Annotated in this window: 20 protein-coding genes; 10 read left to right on the top strand and 10 right to left on the bottom strand. The window is 67.0% G+C overall.

The features are described 5' to 3' along the window. Positions 1-113 precede the first annotated feature (113 nt). Genes lexA through LGM71_RS05065 form a run of 3 tightly spaced genes read left to right on the top strand, consistent with a single transcriptional unit; the run spans position 114 to position 1,854 of the window. Positions 114-761, top strand: coding sequence for a transcriptional repressor LexA (lexA, locus tag LGM71_RS05075; RefSeq protein WP_059606655.1), 648 nt, complete (start codon positions 114-116; stop codon positions 759-761). 26 nt (positions 762-787) lie between these two features. Continuing rightward, positions 788-1,126, top strand: coding sequence for a hypothetical protein (locus tag LGM71_RS05070; protein WP_040144136.1), 339 nt, complete (start codon positions 788-790; stop codon positions 1,124-1,126). A 29-nt stretch (positions 1,127-1,155) separates the two neighbouring features. Beyond that, positions 1,156-1,854, top strand: a complete 699-nt coding sequence (locus tag LGM71_RS05065; RefSeq protein WP_175816683.1) for a DUF2939 domain-containing protein — start codon at positions 1,156-1,158, stop codon at positions 1,852-1,854. 90 nt (positions 1,855-1,944) lie between these two features. On the opposite strand, the gene LGM71_RS05060 is transcribed toward LGM71_RS05065, so the two are convergent. Then, positions 1,945-2,442 (bottom strand): universal stress protein, encoded by a 498-nt coding sequence (locus tag LGM71_RS05060; RefSeq protein WP_044843612.1) that lies wholly within the window; start codon positions 2,440-2,442, stop codon positions 1,945-1,947. A 327-nt stretch (positions 2,443-2,769) separates the two neighbouring features. On the opposite strand from LGM71_RS05060, the gene nodI reads away from it, so the two are divergent. Beyond that, complete coding sequence (gene nodI, locus LGM71_RS05055; protein WP_059606650.1) at positions 2,770-3,684, top strand: nodulation factor ABC transporter ATP-binding protein NodI; 915 nt, start codon at positions 2,770-2,772, stop codon at positions 3,682-3,684. A gap of 6 nt (positions 3,685-3,690) precedes the next feature. Further along, positions 3,691-4,524 carry an ABC transporter permease gene (locus tag LGM71_RS05050; protein WP_124906100.1) on the top strand — a complete coding sequence of 278 codons (834 nt, stop codon included), beginning with the start codon at positions 3,691-3,693 and terminating at the stop codon, positions 4,522-4,524. A gap of 51 nt (positions 4,525-4,575) precedes the next feature. Here LGM71_RS05050 and LGM71_RS05045 read toward each other — a convergent pair whose 3' ends face one another. The 4 genes from LGM71_RS05045 to LGM71_RS05030 form a co-directional block, all read right to left on the bottom strand. Then, positions 4,576-4,998 carry a hypothetical protein gene (locus tag LGM71_RS05045; RefSeq protein WP_059449632.1) on the bottom strand — a complete coding sequence of 141 codons (423 nt, stop codon included), beginning with the start codon at positions 4,996-4,998 and terminating at the stop codon, positions 4,576-4,578. 146 nt (positions 4,999-5,144) lie between these two features. After that, positions 5,145-6,203: a permease gene (locus LGM71_RS05040; RefSeq protein ID WP_124626104.1), complete on the bottom strand. Its 1,059-nt coding sequence runs from the start codon at positions 6,201-6,203 to the stop codon at positions 5,145-5,147. After that, positions 6,200-7,327 (bottom strand): tRNA 2-selenouridine(34) synthase MnmH, encoded by a 1,128-nt coding sequence (gene mnmH / locus LGM71_RS05035; RefSeq protein WP_226114144.1) that lies wholly within the window; start codon positions 7,325-7,327, stop codon positions 6,200-6,202. Before mnmH ends, LGM71_RS05040 begins: the two co-directional genes overlap by 4 nt. Positions 7,328-7,391: 64 nt before the next feature. Continuing rightward, entirely contained in the window at positions 7,392-8,345 is a 954-nt protein-coding gene (locus LGM71_RS05030) for a LysR family transcriptional regulator (protein WP_059606636.1), read from the bottom strand. A 164-nt stretch (positions 8,346-8,509) separates the two neighbouring features. Between LGM71_RS05030 and LGM71_RS05025 the strand changes: the two genes are divergently transcribed. Beyond that, positions 8,510-9,931, top strand: a complete 1,422-nt coding sequence (locus LGM71_RS05025; RefSeq protein ID WP_226114143.1) for a M20 family metallopeptidase — start codon at positions 8,510-8,512, stop codon at positions 9,929-9,931. Positions 9,932-9,966: 35 nt separating this feature from the next. Beyond that, positions 9,967-11,253: an MFS transporter gene (locus tag LGM71_RS05020; RefSeq protein WP_226114142.1), complete on the top strand. Its 1,287-nt coding sequence runs from the start codon at positions 9,967-9,969 to the stop codon at positions 11,251-11,253. Positions 11,254-11,338: 85 nt separating this feature from the next. Here the strand turns inward: LGM71_RS05020 and LGM71_RS05015 are convergent, their stop codons facing one another. Further along, positions 11,339-12,391: an NADP(H)-dependent aldo-keto reductase gene (locus LGM71_RS05015; protein ID WP_226114141.1), complete on the bottom strand. Its 1,053-nt coding sequence runs from the start codon at positions 12,389-12,391 to the stop codon at positions 11,339-11,341. 201 nt (positions 12,392-12,592) lie between these two features. Continuing rightward, on the bottom strand, positions 12,593-13,030 hold the full coding sequence (locus LGM71_RS05010) for a PaaI family thioesterase (RefSeq protein WP_059606628.1): 438 nt from the start codon (positions 13,028-13,030) through the stop codon (positions 12,593-12,595). 169 nt (positions 13,031-13,199) lie between these two features. Between LGM71_RS05010 and LGM71_RS05005 the strand changes: the two genes are divergently transcribed. Both LGM71_RS05005 and LGM71_RS05000 read left to right on the top strand, forming a co-directional pair. Continuing rightward, positions 13,200-13,682: a winged helix-turn-helix transcriptional regulator gene (locus tag LGM71_RS05005; RefSeq protein WP_059606626.1), complete on the top strand. Its 483-nt coding sequence runs from the start codon at positions 13,200-13,202 to the stop codon at positions 13,680-13,682. A 206-nt stretch (positions 13,683-13,888) separates the two neighbouring features. Continuing rightward, entirely contained in the window at positions 13,889-14,512 is a 624-nt protein-coding gene (locus LGM71_RS05000) for a phospholipase D family protein (RefSeq protein ID WP_264160329.1), read from the top strand. 182 nt (positions 14,513-14,694) lie between these two features. On the opposite strand, the gene LGM71_RS04995 is transcribed toward LGM71_RS05000, so the two are convergent. Beyond that, a complete protein-coding gene (locus tag LGM71_RS04995) occupies positions 14,695-14,913 on the bottom strand; it encodes a hypothetical protein (RefSeq protein ID WP_226114139.1) in 219 nt (72 codons plus the stop codon). A 293-nt stretch (positions 14,914-15,206) separates the two neighbouring features. Between LGM71_RS04995 and LGM71_RS04990 the strand changes: the two genes are divergently transcribed. Next, the gene (locus tag LGM71_RS04990) at positions 15,207-16,178 is read left to right on the top strand and encodes a sensor domain-containing diguanylate cyclase (protein WP_226114138.1); all 972 of its coding nucleotides are present in this window, start codon (positions 15,207-15,209) and stop codon (positions 16,176-16,178) included. A gap of 73 nt (positions 16,179-16,251) precedes the next feature. Here LGM71_RS04990 and LGM71_RS04985 read toward each other — a convergent pair whose 3' ends face one another. After that, complete coding sequence (locus LGM71_RS04985) at positions 16,252-16,725, bottom strand: VOC family protein (protein WP_226114137.1); 474 nt, start codon at positions 16,723-16,725, stop codon at positions 16,252-16,254. 119 nt (positions 16,726-16,844) lie between these two features. Beyond that, positions 16,845-17,153 carry a phosphatidylserine/phosphatidylglycerophosphate/cardiolipin synthase gene (locus LGM71_RS04980; protein WP_124522221.1) on the bottom strand — a complete coding sequence of 103 codons (309 nt, stop codon included), beginning with the start codon at positions 17,151-17,153 and terminating at the stop codon, positions 16,845-16,847. Positions 17,154-17,344 lie beyond the last annotated feature (191 nt).

Genomic DNA, 17,344 nt, shown 5'->3' with positions numbered 1-17,344 from the left:
CGTCGCGAAATCGCGCCGGAACCGGCGTGATCGCGTCGAACCTCAAGTAACACTTGAAATTCGCGAAGTACTGTATAAAAATACAGCTCACTGTCTATCCATACAGTTCAGCCATGACCAAACTCACCGCCCGTCAGCAGCAAGTGTTCGACTTGATCCGCCGCGCGATCGAGCGCTCCGGTTTCCCGCCCACGCGCGCCGAAATTGCGGCAGAGCTGGGTTTCAGCTCGCCGAACGCGGCCGAGGAACACCTCCGTGCGCTGGCGCGCAAGGGCGTGATCGAGCTGGCCGCCGGCGCGTCGCGCGGCATCCGCCTGCTCGGCATCGACGACGCCCCGCACCAGTTCACGCTGCCGCACGCCGGCCTGATGCAACTGTCGCTGCCGCTCGTCGGCCGCGTCGCGGCCGGTAGCCCGATCCTCGCGCAGGAGCACATCTCGCATCATTACGCGTGCGATCCCGCGCTGTTCACCAGCAAGCCCGATTACCTGCTGAAGGTGCGCGGCCTGTCGATGCGCGACGCCGGCATTCTCGACGGCGACCTCCTCGCCGTGCAAAAGCGCACGGAAGCGAAGGACGGCCAGATCATCGTCGCGCGTCTCGGCGACGACGTCACGGTCAAGCGCCTGATGCGCCGGCCCGGCGGCCTCGAGCTGATCGCGGAGAACCCGGATTACGAAAATATCTTCGTCAAGGCCGGCAGCGCGGAGTTCGCGCTGGAAGGCATCGCCGTCGGGCTGATCCGCTCGGGCGAACTCTGACAATCGGTCTCGCTGAGGAGAACATCATGGAACGCCTTTCCCGTCTGCTGCCTTTCCGTCAATTCGGCCGCCTGCGTCACCTGCGCGGTCGCACGCCCTGCGCGCCGCTGTCCGCCGCGGCGCCCGTGGTGAGCCAAGAAGTCGCAGTTGAACGGCAGGCGTCGCTGCTGCCGTCAGCACTTCCCGCATTCGCGCGGGTCTCGCTGAACGCCGGCCTGAATCACGCGGAACCGGCGCGCCGTGCGCCCGTGCGCGTCTATCACGGCCGGTCGCGCCTGATCATGGTCGGGACGATCGATGCCGTGTGCCGGATGATCGATCGCTGCATCGCCGAGGAACGATCGGCCACGCACGGCGGTCTCTGATTGCGGAACGTGTCCGCACCGGAGGCATCGTGACTGGATCTTCGGGCCGCGCGTGGCGGCTCAAGCCATTGCTGATCGTCGTGCTGGCCATCGCCGTCCTGGTGGCGATCGGTTATGCGTACGCATCGCCGTACGTCGCGCTCGGTCGCCTGAAATCGGCGATCGATGCGCGCGATGCGCAAGCGGTCAGCGAGTATGTCGATTTTCCGTCGCTGCGCATCAGCCTGAAGCAGCAGGTCACGGAAGAGTTGATGCGCCGAATCGACGCGGTGAAGAAAGACAATCCGTTCGCGGTGATTGGCGCGCTGATCGGATCTGCGTTGATCGGCCCCCTGGTCGATGCCTATGCGACACCGGAAGGTGTAGCGGCGCTGATGAGCGGCATTCCCCCGCGCGGCAATCCGGGCGAACGACCGCCCGAATGGTCGGGCCCGCCGTCAGGCGCTGCGCCCGACAATGCACCGGCCGCACCGCCGGTCAATCCGGCGAGCGCCCCCGTACCGGCCAGCAATGCCACCGCCTCCGCCGCATCTGCGCCAGCCACCGCACCCGCACCGGCCAGCCCCGGCGAGGCGGCCCATCCGCGGCAAACGAGCGCCGGCTACCGGAATATCGATGAATTTGTCGTGACCTACCAGCGCAGCGCGGACGGCACGCGCTATGCGGCGATCTTCCACCGCTTCGGCTTGTTTTCGTGGAAGCTGTCCGCGATCGACCTGCACGCCTGAGCGGCCGCAATCGGCGTGGATGCCGCTAGCGGCACTGCGCGTGACCGGCGCGAATCGCGATACGACCCGGCCGGCCACACAATCGTTGCGTCACTTGCCGCTCGCGGTGGCCGCTTCGCGTTCGCGTGCGATCTCGGCCTTTTGCTCTTCCGCCGACGAACATGCGACCAGAATGCTGCAGTTCACGCGATCGAGCAGTTGTGTGTTGCCCGAACCCATCCACCATCTCGACAACCCGCTGCGGCACCGATGGCCGACGACGACGAGGTCGGCCTTCAGTTCCGTCGCGAGGTTCGCGATTTCGTCGATCGGATAGCCGAATGCGAAATGGCCTTCGGCCTGAACGCCGCGCTCGCGCAGCCAGTTCACGCCTTCCTGCAGTATCTCGCGCGCCGTTTCCTCGAAGCGGCCGCACGCGACGTCGGTCAGCAGCCCTGCGCTTTGCGCGATGCTCGAGCGCATGTCGACGACCGACAGCAAATGCGTTTCCGCCTTCAAGTCCAGCGCAAGATTGGCACCGCACCGCAATGCCTTGCGTCCTTCGAGCGTGCCGTCGTAGCAAAGCAGAATCTTGTTGTAGCTAGCCATGAGACCTCCCTGTCGCGACTTCGTACCCTATGCACTCATCATGGTGCGCCGCAATTCCGGACGCAAGGGATGGAAAACGCTGATTCGCCACGCGGGGCGCGTCGGCGATGATGCGGTGCACGATCCGTGCGCGCATGCACCGTGTCGCGCGAGCCTGCCCTGAAGAGACGCAGCCGATGCACTAGAATGGCCCGTCCGTGCCGTCGACGCGCGTTCGCCTCGGTCATGCCCATGTGACACGCATTCACCCGATCCGTTCGCCGGCCGGCATGCCCGTCCGACCGGCCGCGAAACGCGTCCGCGTCCGCTTACAACGACAACCTGCCCATGTCCGTTGCACCGATCGATTTCCGGAACGTCGAAAAGCGCTATGGCGACAAGCTCGTCGTCAACGATCTGTCCTTCCACGTGCAGGCCGGCGAATGCTATGGCCTGCTCGGGCCGAACGGCGCCGGCAAGACCACGACGCTGAAGATGCTGCTCGGCCTCGCGTATCCCGACGCCGGCACCATTTCACTTTGCGGCGAGCCGGTTCCGTCACGCGCACGGCATGCGCGCCAGCGCGTCGGTGTCGTCCCGCAGTTCGACAACCTCGACCCCGACTTCACGGTCCGCGAGAACCTGCTCGTGTTCAGCCGCTATTTCGGCATGTCGGCACACGCCGCACGCGCGCTCGTGCAACCACTGCTCGAATTCGCGAAGCTGGAAAACAAGGCGGATGCGAAGGTCGGCGAATTGTCGGGCGGCATGAAGCGCCGTCTGACGCTCGCACGCGCGCTCGTCAACGATCCCGACGTGCTGGTGCTCGACGAGCCGACGACGGGCCTCGATCCGCAGGCGCGGCACCTGATGTGGGAGCGGTTGCGGTCGCTGCTCGCCCGCGGCAAGACGATCCTGATCACCACGCATTTCATGGAAGAAGCAGAGCGCCTGTGCGACCGGCTGTGCGTGATCGAGGAAGGCCGCAAGATCGCCGAAGGCGCGCCGCACGCGCTGATCGAATCGGAGATCGGCTGCGACGTGATCGAGATCTACGGGCTCGACCCGGTCGCGCTGCGCGACGAACTGGCGCCGTTCGCGAAGCACACCGAGATCAGCGGCGAGACGCTGTTCTGCTACGTGACCGATCCCGAGCCGCTCAGTGCGCGACTCAAGGGTCGCACGGGATTGCGTTATCTGCACCGTCCGGCCAATCTGGAGGACGTGTTCCTGCGGCTCACGGGCCGCGAAATGCAGGACTGATCGATCATGGACGTACGCAACTATTCCGCCGCCGCGCCGTCCGCACCGCCACGCGAATCACGCTTCGCGATCGCGCTGCCCGCGAATGCCACCAACTGGATTGCCGTGTGGCGACGCAACTACCTCGTGTGGCGCAAGCTCGCGCTCGCCTCGCTGTTCGGCAATCTCGCCGATCCGATGATCTACCTGTTCGGGCTGGGGTTCGGGCTCGGCCTGATGCTCGGCCACGTCGACGGCGTGTCGTATATCGCGTTCCTCGCGGCCGGCACGGTCAGTTCGAGCGTGATGATGTCCGCGAGCTTCGAATCGATGTATTCGGGCTTCTCGCGAATGCACGTGCAGCGCACCTGGGAAGCGATCATGCACACGCCGCTCGCGCTGGGCGACATCGTGCTCGGGGAGATTGTCTGGGGCGCGAGCAAGGCGCTGCTGTCGGGCGTCGCGATCATGCTCGTCGCGGGACTGCTCGGCTATGCGCGGTTTCCGTCGATGCTCGCGGCACTGCCCGTGATCGCACTCGCCGGCCTCGCGTTCGCGAGCACGGCGATGATCGTCACCGCGCTCGCGCCGTCCTACGACTTCTTCATGTTCTATCAGACGCTCGTGCTGACGCCGATGCTGCTGCTGTCGGGGGTGTTCTTCCCGATCACGCAGTTGCCGCCGGTCGCGCAGCACGCGGCACACATGCTGCCGCTCGCGAACGCGGTCGAACTCATCCGCCCCGCGATGCTCGGCCGGCCGGCGACGGACGTCGGCCTGCATCTCGCGGTGCTCGCCGGCTATGCGGTCGGCGGATTCGTGGTCTCCGCGTGGCTGTTCCGGCGGCGGATGATGCGCTGACGGCCGGCGCGCACGGCGCCCGCTCGATGCTGCGATGAAATGGCGACGACGTTACTCGTCGTCGTCGCTCCACGGGATCTCGACGTCGGTCAGGAATGCGACGGTCGCCAGCGGGCCGCCTTCGTGGCGGCCGAGCTTGCCGTCAGCGCGGTGCCATTCGACGCGGAACTGCGTTCCCGGATCGTCGGCGACGAGATAGACCGCGCGCAGCTCTTCCGCGTCGGCCTCGTCGACCGGACCGTCGAACGACACCAGCATCTTCTGCGGCCACAGGCCGTTCACCGGATCGTAAATGCGGTCGCCTTGCGGAATGTCGATGCTGGCCTCGACGCCGATCGTGGCGGAGGCTTCGATGATCATCGTGCCGAGCGCATTCAGCACGGCAGTCGCCCGCGCGGAATTGGCCTGGCGGATCGCGAGATCGCCGCGCGTCAGCGCCTTTTCGAGTCGAGGATGAATCTTCGGTTGGGTCATGCGTTTTCCTGTTTGCTTCTTGTAAAGGGCACCGCACGCGTGAAGCGGCGGCGCCGGATGAATACGGCCGTCGCGCGGCGGAATCGGTCGGCGCGCGGCACGGCAGCCATCGCGCAGGCCCGCTCGCCTTCCCGCCCGCGTGTCCGTCAGAACCCGAACGCGATCGCGAGCAGCCCGCTCACGATCCCGAACACGACGACGAGGCCCGTGACGATCGCCAGCATGTAGGGCTTGAACGAACGCGCGAGCATCGCGAGCGACGGCACGCTGATCGGCGGCAGCGTCATCAGCAGCGCGGCAGCCGGGCCGACGCCCATGCCGAGCGACAGCATCGCCTGGATGATCGGCACCTCGCCGGCCGTCGGGATCACGAACAAGGTGCCCGCGACCGCGAACGCGATGATCCAGCCGAGATGATTGCCGATGTCCGGGCCGATATGCGGGAACAGCCACGCGCGCGCCGCGCCTAGCAGCAGCACGAGCACGATGTATTCGGGCACGAGCCGCACGGCCATGCGTGCGAGCAGCTTCATCCAGCGGACGAACGGATTGCCCGCGGCGGCCTGCTCGGCTGCCAGCGCGGCGAGTTGCGCGTCGTCGACGCTGCGATCCTCGGGGCGCGCGACACGGTTCAGCAGATAGCCGATCCCGAATACCATCGCGACGCCGAGCACGAGCCGCAGCGCGCTCCAGTGCCAGCCGAGCACGAAGCCCATGAACACCAGCGCGGCCGGATTCAGGACCGTGTTGCCGAGCCAGAACGCGACCGCGCCGCCCGGCGACGCGTGCCGCGCGCGCAGGCCCGCGACGACCGGCGCCGCGCAGCACGTGCACATCATGCCGGGCAGCGAAAGCAGGCCGCCCGCGGCGACGCTGCCGAAGCCCGTGCGGCCGAGCGCACGCGCAACCCAGTGCGCCGGCAGCAGCGCCTGCACGGCCGAACCGAGCAGCAGGCCGAGCACCATGGCCTGCCAGATCGCCTTGCCGTACGCCCACGCGTAGTCGAGCGCCGCCTTCAGCGACGGCTCGGGAGCGCTCGCCGACGTGCCCATCAGGATCGACTGGCCGATCGAATGATGCTCGGCGGCGACGAACGCCTTGTTGTAATACGGGAACCATTTCACGTAGAACAGTCCCGCGACCGCGATCAGCAGGAAGGTCATCCAGCCGAGCGCTGGACTGGGTTGAGGGCGTGTGGTCGTCATCGTGTGGAGGTCGTAGGGTTGTTGTCGGTGTCGGCTCGCGCCGCCGCGCCGGCGGCGGGCGATGCCGGCAGCCCGGCCAGCGCGAGCGCGTCGAGCAGCGCGCGCGCCTGCTGGCGCCCGTCGGCCGCATTCGGCCGGAACGTGAACGTCAGCACGCGGTTCGGTTTGTCGTACGACGAACGATAGGTGCGTGCATACGCAGGATCGTAATGCTTGTCGATCAGCGTACGGAACAGCTCGGTGCGCTCGTTCGCGTCGATCAGTGCGTTCCAGCGCGCGACCTCTTCACGGCTATGCAGGCCGATCAGTCGATCGAGCTGCGACTTGAACGTGGCCGGTTCATCGAACAGATGGGCGTAGTCTTCGAGCAGGAAAGCGATACGTTCGTCATGCGCCGCCTCGACCTGCACCCACGGCCCCGCACGAAACGCGTCCAGCAACGCGAGCGGCAGCTGCACGAGCCCGATCTTGCGGCTTTCCGATTCGACGAACACGGGCCAAGCGGGGTCGAAACGCTCGAGCGTACCGACGAGCCCCGAATCGAAGGACTTCTGCGTCGGCTGCGGCACACCCGGCAGCGCACCGAGCAGCGAGCCACGGTGACACGCGAGCGCCTCGAGATCGAGCGTCTGTGCCCCTTCGTCGCGCAGCGCGTTCAGGAGCCGCGTCTTTCCGCAGCCCGTGTGACCGACGAGCACGATATAGCGAAACCGGGTCGGCAACGTATCGAGCGTCGCGCACACCGAGCGGCGGTACGCCTTGTACCCGCCCTCGAGTTGGCGCGCCTGCCAGCCGATCAGGTTGAACCAGGTCGTCATCGAACCCGAACGCTTGCCGCCGCGCCAGCAGTAGATCAACGGTCGCCAGTTGCGCGGACGGTCGGCGAACGTGGTGTCGAGATGGCGCGCGATGTTGCGCGCGACCATCGCCGCGCCGACGCGCGTCGCTTCGTACGGCGACACCTGACGGTACATCGTGCCGACGATCACGCGCTCCTCGTTGCTGAGCACGGGCGCGTTCATCGCGCCGGGAATATGGTCCTCGGCGAACTCGAGCGGCGTGCGCACGTCGATGATCTCGTCGAACTCGCCAGCGCGATCGAGGGTGACAATCAGGTTCTTCAATTTGGCGTCGAACAGGGGCGATGCGGCTCGGCGAGCCGCACGGGAATGGAAGGCGGATTCGCGATTATCTCATGCCCGGGCGTCTCGGGCCGCGCACGGCAACCGGCGGGGGCGATGCGCTGCTCATCACGTCGATCAGATGGTCGCGAAACGCGCGCACCGACGCGGGAAGATCGCGCCCCGCCATCGTCTGCACCTGGATGCTGCGCTCACGCAACTGGGGATTCGTGACGGGCACGGCGACGAAGCCGTCCGCGTCGAAACGGTCCCGCACCGACAGCAGCCCCGTGAACATCACCGCGCCGGTACGCTGCGCGTAGCGATACATCACCGCGGTGTTGTTGCTGGTCAGTTCCGGCTCGAGCATGAGCCCGTCGAGCACGCACGCGATGTCGATCAGCTGGCGCACCGTCGTGCCGGCCTCGGGCAGCACATGCGGGTGCCGCGCGACATCGGCGAGCGACACCGAATCGCGCGCCGCGAGCGGATGGTCGCGCCGCACGAGCGCGAAGACCGGCGCACGCTCCGTGTGTTCGACGCGCACGCCCTGCTCCGGCGCGAGGCTGAACGTCAGCCCGATGTCTGCATCGCCGTCGCGCACGCGCCGTGTCGCCTCCGCCGGCGACACGACCCACACCGAGAAATCGACGCCCGGGTGGCGCGCCTTGAAGCTTGCCAGCACGCCTGGCAGGAAATCGATCGCGAACCCCTCCGAGCAGGCGACCTTCAACAGGCTGCCGTGCAGCGCCTCCAGCCCGCCGATTTCCTTCATCACATGCTCGGCCTCCAGCAGGCTACGCTGCGCGAAGCCCAGCAGCCGTTCGCCGGCCTCCGACAACGCCATCCCGCGCGGCCGGCGCTCGAACAGCGGCGCGCCGAGCTCGCTCTCGAGCTTCGCGATCTGCCGGCTGATCGCCGAGACGGCCACGTGCAGCCTCGTGGATGCGTCGCTGATCGACCCGGTGCGCGCGACTTCGACGAAATACCGCAACGCAAGCCCATGCAGGAAAACCGCCATCGTTCTGTCCCCGGGCCCGTCGTCCAGGCCGCTCCGCTTTGCCTTTTCGGCAAAGAAATGTTCGAAATTCGATCATTGTGACAAAAAAAACGGCTTTCTAGAATCGATCGCACTCCCGGCCCTGCGCGCCGCGCCCGCCGGAAAACCGATACAGGAGACACGTCTTGAGCCGTACCGCCGCCATCCAGCACGCGCTGAACCAGTTCGAATCGGGCGCGGTCTTCGCGACCCTGAGCCGCCGCGTCGGCCTGCGCACCGAAAGCCAGGACAGCAGCTCGAGCGCCGCGCTGCGCGCCTACCTGACCGACGAGATCGCGCCGGAGGCCACGCGTCTGGGTTTCACGTCGCGCATCGTCGAGAACCCCGTCGACGGCGGCGGCCCGTTCCTGCTGGCGTCGCGCCACGAGGACGACGCGCTGCCGACCGTGCTCGTCTATGGTCACGGCGACGTCGTGCGCGGCTACGACGCGCAATGGCGCGCGCCGCTGTCGCCGTGGACGTTGACCGTCGACGGCGATCGCTGGTACGGCCGCGGCAGTGCCGACAACAAGGGTCAGCACACGATCAACCTGGCCGCGCTGGCGAGCGTGCTCGACGCGCGGGGCGGCCGGCTCGGCTTCAACGCGAAGCTGCTGATCGAGATGGGCGAGGAAACGGGGTCTCCGGGCCTCGACGCGCTGTGCCGCCAGGAGCGCGACGCGCTCGCGGCCGACGTGCTGATCGCGTCCGACGGACCGCGCGTCACCGCCGAACGTCCGACCGTGTTCCTCGGCTCGCGCGGCTCCGTCAACTTCAAGCTCAGCCTGCGCGCACGCGACGGCGGCCATCACTCGGGCAACTGGGGCGGCCTGCTGCGCAACCCGGCGACCGTGCTCGCGAATGCGCTCGCGAGCCTCGTCGACGCGCGCGGCGCGATCCGTGTCGCCGGGCTGCGCCCGCCGCCGATCCCGGCCGCCGTGCGCGCCGCGCTCGCCGACCTGTCCGTCGGCGGCGGTCCCGGCGATCCGGCGCTCGACGCCGACTGGGGCGAGCCGGGCCTCTCCGCCGCCGAGCGCGTGTTCGGCTGGAACACGTTCGAAATTCTCGCGTTCAAGGCCGGCAATCCCGACCATCCGGTCAATGCGATTCCGCCCGTCGCATTCGCGCACTGCCAGTTGCGTTTCGTGGTCGGCACTGACTGGCAAGCGCTGCATGCGCACCTGCGCGCGCATCTCGATGCGCACGGCTTCAGCGACATCGAGATCGACGTCGAACGTGGCGCGCCGGCGACGCGCCTGCCGCCGGACGATCCGTGGGTCCGTTGGGCTGTCGCGTCGCTCGCGCGCACGACCGGCAAGAAGCCCGCGATCCTGCCGAACCTCGGCGGCACGCTGCCAAACGAAGTATTCGCCGATACGCTGGGGCTGCCGACGCTGTGGGTGCCGCACTCGTATCCGGCGTGCTCGCAGCACGCGCCCGACGAGCACTTGCTCGCGAGCGTCGTGCGCGAGGGACTGCAGATGATGGCCGGCCTCTTCTGGGATCTCGGCGAGGCCGCGCCGCCTGTTCGCCACGCGGCACCCGCCGCGGCCGGCGCCGCCCTGTAACGCGCTTTGCCCCTTTCTCGGGACCTGCTCACACGATGAATACGACCACCCTGACCTCGCAGGACGCCGCGCGACCCAGCGCCGCGAAGATCCGGCGCATCATCTTCGCCGCATCGATCGGCAATGCGCTCGAATGGTTCGACCTGATCGTCTACGGCTTTTTCGCGGTGACGATCGCCAAGCTGTTCTTCCCCACGACGAGCGAGGCGACGTCGCTGCTGCTCACGCTCGGCACGTTCGGACTGTCCTACCTGATCCGGCCGATCGGCGGCTTCGTGCTCGGCGCCTACGCGGACCGCGCGGGCCGCAAGGCGTCGCTGCTGCTGTCGATCGGGATGATGATGGCCGGCACGCTGCTGATCGCGCTGATGCCGACCTATGCATCGATCGGCATCCTCGCACCGCTCGGGATCATGCTGTCGCGGCTGATGCAGGGCTTTTCCGCCGGCGGCGAATTCGCGAGCTCGACCGCGTTCCTCGTCGAACACGCGCCGCAGCGGCGCGGCTTCATGTCGAGCTGGCAGTTCGCGAGCCAGGGCCTCGCGACGCTGCTCGCATCGGGCTTCGGTGCGCTGCTGACATCGACGCTGAGCGTCGCGCAACTCGAAAGCTGGGGGTGGCGCGTGCCGTTCCTCTTCGGTCTCGCGATCGGCCCGGTGGGGCTCTACATCCGCCGCTACGTCGACGAGGGGATCGAGTTCAAAACGCAGGCGCGCTCCGAAGCACCCGTGCGCGAGCTGTTCGCGGACCAGAAGATGCGCGTGCTGCTGTCGATCGGGGTGCTCGTGATCTCGACCGCGATCAACTACATGGTGCTGTACATGCCGACGTATGCGATCAAACAGCTCGGACTGCCCGCGTCGACGGGCTTCGCGGCGACGCTCGCGACCGGCTTCGTGCTGACGCTCGTCACGCCGCTGGTCGGCCATCTGTCCGATCGCACCGGGCGGATCCGCGTGATGGCCGCGGCAGCCATGCTGATGCTCGCCACCGTATGGCCGACGTTCGTGTGGCTCACGCATCACGCGTCGTTCGCGACGATGCTCGCGGCGCTGATCTGGATCGGGCTGCTGAAGGCGACGTACTGCGGCGCGCTGCCGGCGCTGATGGCCGAACTGTTTCCGTCGCAGACCCGCGCGACCGGCCTCGCCGTCAGCTACAACACGGGCGTCACGCTGTTCGGCGGCTTCGCGCCGTTCGTGATCACGTGGCTGATCAGCGCAACCGGCAACCGGCTGTCGCCGGCGCTGTACCTGATGGGTTGCGCGGTGCTGAGTCTCGTCGCACTGATGGTCGCGCGCGCGCGGCTCGGGATGCGCTGAACGCGCTCACGAAGGAAACCGCGGCGCGGCAATGCGCGTCGGACGCGGTCCGTCGCGGCGCCGTGCCGCGCGGGCCGCTCGCCGTTTACGGCGCCGGGTTCGGCTGCAGTTCGTGCAGCGCGTCGATCTCGGCGAGGATCTCGTCGGACAACGTCACGTCGATGCTGCCGATGTTCTCCTTCAGTTGCGCCAGCGACGTCGCGCCCACCAGGTTGCTGCGCACGAACGGCCGGCTGTTGACGAACGCGAGCGCCAGCTGCGCGGGCGACAGCCCGTGTCGTTTCGCGAGCGCGACGTAGCGCGACGTCGCCTCGACGGCCTGCGGCTTGCTGTAACGCTGGAAACGCTCGAACAGCGTGATCCGCGCGCCGGCCGGACGCGCGCCGTTCTCGTACTTACCGGACAGCCAGCCGAACGCGAGCGGCGAATACGCGAGCAGGCCGACGCCATCGCGATGCGTGAACTCGGACAGGCCGTTCTCGAACGTGCGGTTCAGCAGGCTGTACGGATTCTGGATGCTGGCGATGCGCGGCAAATCGAGCTTCTCCGCCGCGCGCAGGAACTGCGCGACGCCCCACGGCGTTTCGTTCGACACGCCGATCGCGCGGACCTTGCCGGCCTTCACGAATTCCGCGAGCACGCCCAGCGTTTCCTCGATCGGCACCGTGTACGCATCGTCGACCCACGGATACGCGGGGCGGCCGAACGTCGTCGTGCTGCGATCGGGCCAGTGGAGTTGATACAGGTCGACATAGTCGGTCTGCAGGCGCTTGAGACTGCCGTCGAGCGCCTCGGTCAGGTTCTTGCGGTCGAACTGGTTGCCTTCGCCGCGAATATGACGCGGATTGTGCGGCTGCCGCGCCGGGCCCGCGATCTTCGTCGCGAGCACGATCCGGTCGCGCTGCGCACGATGCTGCGCGAGCCAGGTGCCGATGTACTGCTCCGTGCGTCCCTGGGTATCGGGCTTCGGCGGCACCGGGTACATTTCCGCGGCATCGATCAGCGTGACGCCCTGCCCGAGCGCGAAATCGATCTGCTCGTGGGCGTCGCGTTCAGAATTCTGCTCGCCCCACGTCATCGTGCCGAGACCGATCAGGCTGACCTCGATGCCTGAATCGCCGAGTGTGCGGTATTCCATGCTGTTCCTGTCGCGTCAGTGGAAAGCAGGAACGCTATCACATTGAAGCGAGCGCTTCAGACGGCCGATGCGTTCGCTTACAGGCCGCCTTCGATGTGCGCCCGACCCTCGCTCATTCGCGGTACGGCGGCCTTCGCGTGTGCGTGCATGGTCCCGATGATGCCGGACGGCCGGGCTGGCATCAGGACGCCACCCGCCGCGTCATTGCGGCCGCTGAATGAAGCAAGTCGCCGATGCGTGCGCGACGATTTTGTCGTCCGGCGTCTTCAGTGTGCCTTCCGCGACGCCGAGCGAACGCGACAGGTGAATCACGCGCCCCTCCGCGATCAGATCGACGTCGCGCGGCACGGGGCGCAGCATTTTCACGTGGAGGTCGACCGTGCCGTAACCGACGCCCGCATCGAGCATCGAATGCACCGCGCAGCCCGTGACCGAGTCGAGCACCGTCGCGGCGAACCCGCCGTGCACGCCGCCGAGTGGATTCAGGTGCCGGCCGTCCGCACGCGCGGACATCTTCACGTAACCGAGCTCGACGCCCAGCGGCCGCATCGGGATCGTTTCCGAGATCGACGCGAGCGGCAGATCGCCCGCCGCGGCCGCGCGCAGCAGTTCGAGACCGGACAGGGAAAGCGGATTCATCGGGTTGTCTCCTGATTGAAAGCGCGTCGCCGCGCGAGTAAGTTCTAAATTGGAACTTATTATTGACAACCGCACCGGGCTTGTCAACGCAACCACCGCCCGTTGCAACCGAAGGCAAGTTCTATAATCCACCCCGCTCTTACGCTGAACCGCCGCACGAGAATCGATCATGAAATGGGATGACATCGGCACGCTGAACTGTTCGGTCGCGCGCACGCTCGCCGTGCTCGGCGATCGGTGGACCATGCTGATCCTGCGCAACGCGTTTCTCGGCTGCCGCCGCTTCGATGCGTTCCAGACGCAACTGGGCCTCACGCGCCACGTCCTGGCCGAGCGGCTCGCGCGCCTCGTCGACGAAGGCGTGCTCGTCAAGCGCGCGTATCAGGCGCGCCCACCGCGCTTCGAGTACCGGTTGACGGAAAAAGGCCTCGACCTCTACCCGGCCCTGCTCGCGCTGATGACATGGGGCGATCGCTGGAAGGACGACGGCCAGGGGCCGCCGGTGCAATTGCGCCATCGCACCTGTGGTCAGCTGATGCACGCGGTCGCGGTGTGCTCGGCGTGTGGCGAGCCGCTTGACGCGCACGACGTGCAGCCGGAGCCCGGGCCCGGGTGGATCGCACGCGAGGCGGCCGGACCACTCGATGCCTGACGCATGGCGCGAAGCGGGTGTCGTGCCGCATGGCAGCGCCGCACGATCACGGAGCCAATGCAGTTACCGCTCGGCACGATGAACGTCATCACGTCGACCGCGCCGGACCGTCACACGATGTCGCGCATTCGCATCCGCGCGTGACCGCGCCGCCGTGTCTGCGTTACACTCACGGCCCGCTGTCTCAAAATCATTCGCTGTCCAAGATGTTGTCGCGCCAACGCCTCGCCGCTGCCTGCCTCGCCGCCTCCCTGCTCGCCACGCCCTTCGCCGCCTTCGGCAAGACGCAAAATGAATCGCTGCTGCAGCAGGCGATCGACTTCATCGGGCGACTTCTGCCGGCCCCGACACATGAGGCGCCCGCCACGCAGGTTGTCGAATCTGCGTTCTCGCCCGATGGCGGTGCCGAGGCGCTCGTGCTGAAGGCAATCGGCGCCGCGCGCACCTCGATTCGCGTGGCAGCCTACTCGTTCACGTCGCCGCCCGTCACGCGCGCGCTGCTCGCCGCGAAACGGCGCGGCGTGAATGTCGCGGTCGTCGTGGACGACAAGGGCAATCGCGCGAAGAGCAGCAAGCAGGCACTGAACCTGCTCGCCAACGCGGGCATTCCGACACGCACGATCGACGCCTATGCAATCCACCACGACAAGTATGTCGTGGTCGACGCCGAGCATGTCGAGACGGGCTCGTTCAACTACAGCGCCTCGGCAGCCAGCCGCAATTCCGAAAACGTCGTCGTGGTCTGGAACAATCCGCAACTCGCGTCGCGCTACCTTGCGCATTGGCAAAGCCGCTTCGACCAGGGTACGCCGTACCGCTCGACGTACTGACCGTTCGTACGCGTGCGATCGTCAGACGCCGTTCGCATGCGGCGCGGCCGACGCGCATCGTTGCGGGCATTCGCGCCGGGATGTCGTCGATGATCGGTGCGCATAGCACGCCGGTCAATCTGGCCGAATGGCCTGCATACCGGCCATGACGGCGCCGCGATCGGTGGAATCGGTTGATGAAATCAGTGGATGTCGGGTGATCGCTCCGCGATCTGCGTGGTCGCGACACACCAGCTCGCATGCGCACGCGCATCGCTGGCCGAAGGCTGCGGTCGATCGCGAGTCCCGCCCGGCAGCGCGCCGAGCACACAGTCCGCACTGAAGGTCAGCGTGTCCTGGACCATCGGATAGAGCAGATACAGCGCCAACGCGAGATACCCCGCGTACAGAATTCGAACCATGGTGCGGTGGATGAGCGATTGATCTTGCCCTGTTTACGGCATCGCGCCGAAGAGCTTGAGCCGCCGGGCATCAAATTGCATGCCCGGCAGCGACGCACGACATGTGAAATGTTCGCGTCGCATCGACATGGCAACTCCGCACAACACGGCGTGCAGCGCAATGGCGAATGCGCGATACTGTTCGGCGTGCGCGGCGATATCGGCACGAATGCGCCGACGGGCTTGCGCACGCGCCGAGTGACATACAGACGATCGATAACCGGCTCCGCAGCCGGGACCAGAGACAAAAACCAATGCAGATTGCTTCCAAACCGGTCGACGAGGCGGCCCGGCTCGAGACGCTTCATTCATTGTCGATCCTCGACACGCCGCCGGAAGAACGGTTCGACCGCCTTACGCGCCTCGCGCGCCGGCTGTTCGACGTTCCGATCGCACTCGTCAGCCTCGTCGACGAGAATCGCCAGTGGTTCAAGAGTCATCCGGGTCTCGACGCCACGCAGACCTCGCGCGACGTCTCGTTCTGCGCACATGCGCTGCTCGCGGACGACACGATGGTGATCCAGGACGCGCGCAACGACGATCGCTTCCACGACAATCCGCTGGTCACCGGCCAGCCCGGCATCCGCTTCTACGCGGGCCGGCCGCTTGCCGCGCCGAACGGCGCACCCGTCGGCACGCTGTGCCTGATCGACACGCGGCCACGCGAACTCTCCGTCGACGAACTCGCGCTGCTCGGTGATCTCGCGCACATGACCGAACGCGAAATCGCGGCGCTGCATCTCGCGACGACCGACGAGCTGACCCAACTGACGAACCGGCGCGGCTTCGAGATTCTCGCGCGCCACGTGCTGAGCCTGTGCGAGCGCGTGCGCCGGCATGCGGTACTGCTCTTCTTCGACCTGAACGACTTCAAGGCGATCAACGACCGCTTCGGCCATGCCGAAGGCGACCGCGCGCTCGTGGCCTTCGCGGACACGCTGACCGGCGCACTGCGCGACAGCGACGTGATCGCCCGACTCGGCGGCGACGAATTCGTCGTGCTGTTGAGCGCCAGCGATCCGGCCGACGTCGGCGAGCCGATCGAGCGCGTCACGCAGGCACTCGCGCTGCGCAACGCGGCCGACGCACGCGGCTATGCGATCCGGTTCAGTGTCGGCTACGTGGCATACGATCCCGCGCAACATCGCACCGTGGCCGACCTGCTCGAATCGGCCGATCGCCACATGTACGACGACAAGCAGCGCCGCAAAGCCGCCGGCGCCTGAGCACGGATGAACCGCTCGCCGATACGCGGCACCGCCGCCGCAAGCCGCGTTCGGTCCGATACGCGCCGTTCGGTCAGCTTCCGCAGGGGGGCGCGCTCGCCATCGCTTCCGCGATCTGCTCGGGCGTCAGGTCGCGCTTGTGGGTCGCAATCGACCAGCGATGGCCGAACGGATCCTCCACCTGGCCATAGCGATCTCCCCAGAACATGTCGGCGGCCGGCATCCTGACCGTCGCGCCGGCCGCGACGGCCTGCGCGATCGCCGCATCGGTGTCCGGTACGAACAGGTGGAGGCAGACCGGCGTGCCGTTCAGCGTCTTCGGCCCGAGTGCGCCGTGCTCCGGCATTTCATCGACGAGCATCAGTGTCGAATCGCCGATTGCGAGGCACGCGTGCGCGAGCCGGCCGTCCGGGGTCGGCAGGCGAAACCGTTCGGTCGCGTTGAACGCACACTTGTAGAAGTCGATGGCGGCGGCGGCGCCTGCGCAGATCAGATGCGGTGTCAGCGTGCGCATCCCTTCCGGGATCGGTTTGACGGACGTGGCCATGGGTGTCGCTCCTTCAGTCGGTTATCGTGGCGGAAATCGGGACGGACGCACGATGCGCACGCCTCCGATGCTACGACGGGCGGACTCGACGGAAATCGACACGCCTGCAGACATTTTTTTCAGATCTGCGGTAGGTCACGCAGCGTACGCGACTCGCTAGTCGCATCGATGTCGAGTTCGATCCCTTCCGACGCGTCGCGATAGAGCACGCGCTTCAGTCTCGGCCCCACCGCCGTCCCGTCTGCTTCGTCAAACACTGCGCGAACGTCGTTGCCGGCTGCAAGCGCGCGCGCAACTTCCGCCACCGACGCCTCGCTCGGCGTCGCCGCCCACGACCGGTCCGCCGGATTGACGGCCGCCCAGCGCACGTGCGTCACACGCGCGCTGAGCACGTCGATTCGGACACCATTCACCGCGAACATCGACATCGGAATCTCCTTCGAAACGATTGCGGCCGGACGAACGCCGGACGATGGAAACCGGCGATGGCGCGACAGCACGCGAATTCGACCGCCGCCGGACCAGCCTGACGCACGATCATCCCCGCACGCGGCTTCGGCCAACGCGATTTTCGATGATACATTGGGACGCTTTGCAACCGTCAACAGACAATCGTGCA

This window comes from Burkholderia sp. AU33545 (genome assembly GCF_020419685.1).
Taxonomy (GTDB): Bacteria; Pseudomonadota; Gammaproteobacteria; order Burkholderiales; family Burkholderiaceae; genus Burkholderia; species Burkholderia diffusa.
This window is presented reverse-complemented; position numbering and strand designations above follow the sequence as displayed.

Bases quoted from the DNA above. Each gene is read 5' to 3' on its own strand.
- LGM71_RS05000 (WP_264160329.1), top strand. From the start codon at position 13,889: ATGTTGTCGCGCCAACGCCTCGCCGCTGCCTGCCTCGCCGCCTCCCTG.
- LGM71_RS04980 (WP_124522221.1), bottom strand. From the start codon at position 17,153: ATGTCGATGTTCGCGGTGAATGGTGTCCGAATCGACGTGCTCAGCGCG.
- LGM71_RS05005 (WP_059606626.1), top strand. From the start codon at position 13,200: ATGAAATGGGATGACATCGGCACGCTGAACTGTTCGGTCGCGCGCACG.
- lexA (WP_059606655.1), top strand. From the start codon at position 114: ATGACCAAACTCACCGCCCGTCAGCAGCAAGTGTTCGACTTGATCCGC.
- LGM71_RS05010 (WP_059606628.1), bottom strand. From the start codon at position 13,030: ATGAATCCGCTTTCCCTGTCCGGTCTCGAACTGCTGCGCGCGGCCGCG.
- LGM71_RS04990 (WP_226114138.1), top strand. From the start codon at position 15,207: ATGCAGATTGCTTCCAAACCGGTCGACGAGGCGGCCCGGCTCGAGACG.
- LGM71_RS05050 (WP_124906100.1), top strand. From the start codon at position 3,691: ATGGACGTACGCAACTATTCCGCCGCCGCGCCGTCCGCACCGCCACGC.
- LGM71_RS05040 (WP_124626104.1), bottom strand. From the start codon at position 6,203: ATGACGACCACACGCCCTCAACCCAGTCCAGCGCTCGGCTGGATGACC.
- LGM71_RS04985 (WP_226114137.1), bottom strand. From the start codon at position 16,725: ATGGCCACGTCCGTCAAACCGATCCCGGAAGGGATGCGCACGCTGACA.
- LGM71_RS05070 (WP_040144136.1), top strand. From the start codon at position 788: ATGGAACGCCTTTCCCGTCTGCTGCCTTTCCGTCAATTCGGCCGCCTG.
- LGM71_RS05030 (WP_059606636.1), bottom strand. From the start codon at position 8,345: ATGGCGGTTTTCCTGCATGGGCTTGCGTTGCGGTATTTCGTCGAAGTC.
- LGM71_RS05015 (WP_226114141.1), bottom strand. From the start codon at position 12,391: ATGGAATACCGCACACTCGGCGATTCAGGCATCGAGGTCAGCCTGATC.
- nodI (WP_059606650.1), top strand. From the start codon at position 2,770: ATGTCCGTTGCACCGATCGATTTCCGGAACGTCGAAAAGCGCTATGGC.
- LGM71_RS04995 (WP_226114139.1), bottom strand. From the start codon at position 14,913: ATGGTTCGAATTCTGTACGCGGGGTATCTCGCGTTGGCGCTGTATCTG.
- LGM71_RS05045 (WP_059449632.1), bottom strand. From the start codon at position 4,998: ATGACCCAACCGAAGATTCATCCTCGACTCGAAAAGGCGCTGACGCGC.
- LGM71_RS05060 (WP_044843612.1), bottom strand. From the start codon at position 2,442: ATGGCTAGCTACAACAAGATTCTGCTTTGCTACGACGGCACGCTCGAA.
- LGM71_RS05020 (WP_226114142.1), top strand. From the start codon at position 9,967: ATGAATACGACCACCCTGACCTCGCAGGACGCCGCGCGACCCAGCGCC.